The sequence below is a fragment of the Streptomyces sp. SID5910 genome, from assembly GCF_009862125.1.
GTDB lineage: Bacteria > Actinomycetota > Actinomycetes > Streptomycetales > Streptomycetaceae > Streptomyces.
Genome location: NZ_WWHX01000753.1, coordinates 1 through 1,050 on the forward strand (window position 1 = coordinate 1; position 1,050 = coordinate 1,050).

The window sequence follows — 1,050 nt, forward strand, 5'->3', positions numbered from 1 at the left end:
GTCCCCGCCGCCGCACACCCCCGCGCCCGCCCGCATCGACCAGGTCCGCGCCGAGCTCGACGAGCTCAGCGACTACCTCCGCAGGCACGACGGCCAGGGCAACGGCGGCCACGAGGGCGCGAGGTGACCGTGGCGGCAGGGCGCGTGGTCGCCGGCCGCTACGAGCTGTCCACGCTCATCGGGCAGGGCGGCATGGGCCAGGTCTGGACGGCCTACGACCAGCGGCTCGACCGGCGCGTCGCCGTGAAGCTGCTGCGCCCCGACAAGGTGGCCGGCCAGGAGGCCGACGAACTGCGCCGCCGGTTCGTGCGCGAGTGCCGGGTGACCGCGCAGGTCGACCACCCCGGCCTGGTCACCGTGCACGACGCGGGCAGCGAGGGCGAGGAGCTGTTCCTCGTCATGCAGTACGTCGACGGCGCCGACCTCTCCGACCACCTCGCCGAGCACGAGCCGTACCCGTGGCAGTGGGCCGTCGCGGTCGCCGCCCAGCTGTGCGCCGTCCTGAGCGCCGTGCACGCCGTGCCGATCGTCCACCGCGACCTCAAGCCACGCAATGTGATGGTGAAGCAGGACGGCACCGTCACCGTCCTCGACCTCGGCGTCGCCTCCGTGATGGACGCCGACACCACCCGCCTCACCCACACCGGCACCCCCATAGGCTCGCCCGCCTACATGGCCCCCGAGCAGGCCATGGGCGGCGCCGTCGGCCCCTACACCGACCTGTACGCGCTCGGCGTGCTCCTGCACGAACTCCTCAGCGGCGACGTCCCGTTCGCCGGGTCCACCGCGCTCGGCGTGCTCCACCGGCACCTGTACGAGCCGCCGCTGCCCGTGCGCCGGATACGCCCCGAGGTCCCCGAAGCCCTCGAAGCACTCGTCCTGCGCCTGCTCGCCAAGGACCCCCAGCACCGCCCCGCCTCCGCCCAGGAGGTCTACGAAGACCTCGCGCTGCTGCTGCCCGCACGCGGCATGCCCACCGGCGGCCCCCTCGACCCCACCCGCCCTTTCGTGCGCCCGCACGCCCCCTGGCCCGACCGCGCCCGCACCCCC

The 1,050-nt window shown here is 74.7% G+C and carries 1 pseudogene; it reads left to right on the top strand.

Annotation, left to right across the window (positions count from 1 at the left end):
* Positions 1–144: 144 nt before the first annotated feature.
* Positions 145–1,050: pseudogene (pkaE, locus tag GTW67_RS26510) on the top strand (serine/threonine protein kinase PkaE); the annotation flags it as partial.